We start from the raw sequence: 835 nt of genomic DNA on the forward strand, positions 1-835 counted from the left end.
AACCGCAACGTCGCCCGCATGGCCTGGCTGCTCGCCGGCTTCCCCGACACCGTCCCCGGCATCACCGTCAACCGCCTGTGCGCCTCCGGGCTCTCGGCCGTCATCATGGCCTCCCACATGATCAAGGCCGGCGCCGCCGACATCGTCGTCGCCGGCGGCGTGGAGTCCATGTCCCGCGCCCCCTGGGTGATGGAGAAGCCCGCCAAGGCGTTCGCGAAGCCCGGGGACGTCTTCGACACCTCCATCGGCTGGCGCTTCACCAACCCCGAGTTCAAGAAGCAGGACAAGATGACCTACTCGATGCCGGAGACGGCCGAGGAGGTCGCGATCGTCGACGGGATCTCGCGCGAGGACGCCGACGCCTTCGCCGTGGCCTCCCACGAGAAGGCGATCGCCGCGATCGACGCCGGGCGCTTCGCCGACGAGATCGTCCCGGTGACCGTCACCGGCCGCAAGGGTGCGACGACCGTCGTCGACACGGACGAGGGCCCCCGCCCGGGCACCACGATGGACGCCCTCGCCAGGCTGCGCCCCGTGGTGGACCACGGGACGGTCGTCACCGCCGGCAATGCCTCCTCCCTCAACGACGGCGCCTCGGCGATCCTCGTGGTCTCCGAGCGGGCGGCCGAGAAGTACGGGCTGGCCGCCCGGGCCCGGATCGTCGACGGCGCCTCCGCCGGCGTGCCCCCGGAGATCATGGGCATCGGCCCGGTCCCGGCCACCCAGAAGGTGCTCGGGCGCACCGGGTGGGGCATCGGCGACCTGGGGGCGGTCGAGCTCAACGAGGCCTTCGCCTCCCAGTCGCTGGCCTGCATCCGCCGCCTCGGCCTCGACG

Annotated in this window: 1 protein-coding gene; it reads left to right on the forward strand. The window is 72.5% G+C overall.

What is annotated here, in order from left to right; genetic code table 11:
* A partial coding sequence (locus AC6CH6_RS17860) for an acetyl-CoA C-acyltransferase (RefSeq protein ID WP_498256162.1) occupies positions 1 to 835 on the forward strand: 835 nt, incomplete at both ends.

This window comes from Kocuria sp. GQ42 (assembly GCF_059758435.1).